Annotated in this window: 2 protein-coding genes; both read right to left on the bottom strand. The window is 68.7% G+C overall.

The annotated features are described in order from the left end of the window. A partial coding sequence (locus AB4Z35_RS30195; RefSeq protein ID WP_442101186.1) for a hypothetical protein occupies positions 1 to 226 on the bottom strand: 226 nt, incomplete at its 3' end. Continuing rightward, the coding region (locus AB4Z35_RS30190; RefSeq protein WP_442101185.1) for a DUF2149 domain-containing protein at positions 223 to 534 on the bottom strand (312 nt) is incomplete at its 5' end. The genes AB4Z35_RS30195 and AB4Z35_RS30190, both read right to left, overlap by 4 nt.

The following is a 534-nucleotide window of genomic DNA, read 5'->3' as shown; positions in this document are numbered from 1 at the left end:
AGCGGTCGAACTGCTCCATCGCCACCGCCGGCCGCCAGCCGGCTTCCACGGCGCGGGTCAGCGCCTGGAGCCGGGCCGCCTGCGCCGCGCCGTTGTCGTGGACCTCGCCCAGCAACACGTACTGGCGGCTGGGGAAGGTGGCGCCGATGGCCGCCGGCGACGGCGGCTGCGTCGCGCAGCCGGCCAGCATCGCGAGCGCCATGCCAAGGATCGTCGCGCGCATCATGGCTTCGCTCCGGACGTGGCTTGTTGGGACGCCTGTTGTGACTCCGGCACGTACACCATCGACCCATCCTTCAGCCGGTAGGCCACGCCGGCCTTGATGCCGTCGCCGCTGCCCACCTGCCCGCTGGCCTGATAGCGCACGATCTTCTCCCCCTGCCGCGACACGATTTCCATATTGGGCTTGCCCGGGTTGGTGATGACCGTCACGTCGTCGTGCGTGAACGGGTTCATCGGGTTCTGGGCGATGGCCACCAGCAGGGCGGCAATCACCACCAGGAAGACGTCGATCAGGTTGACGACCGACAGGAT

It is taken from the genome of Pseudomonas sp. KB_15 (genome assembly GCF_052114525.1).
Lineage (GTDB): Bacteria > Pseudomonadota > Gammaproteobacteria > Pseudomonadales > Pseudomonadaceae > Aquipseudomonas.
Note: the sequence above shows the minus strand (reverse complement) of the source record. Positions and strands in the feature narration are given on the sequence as shown.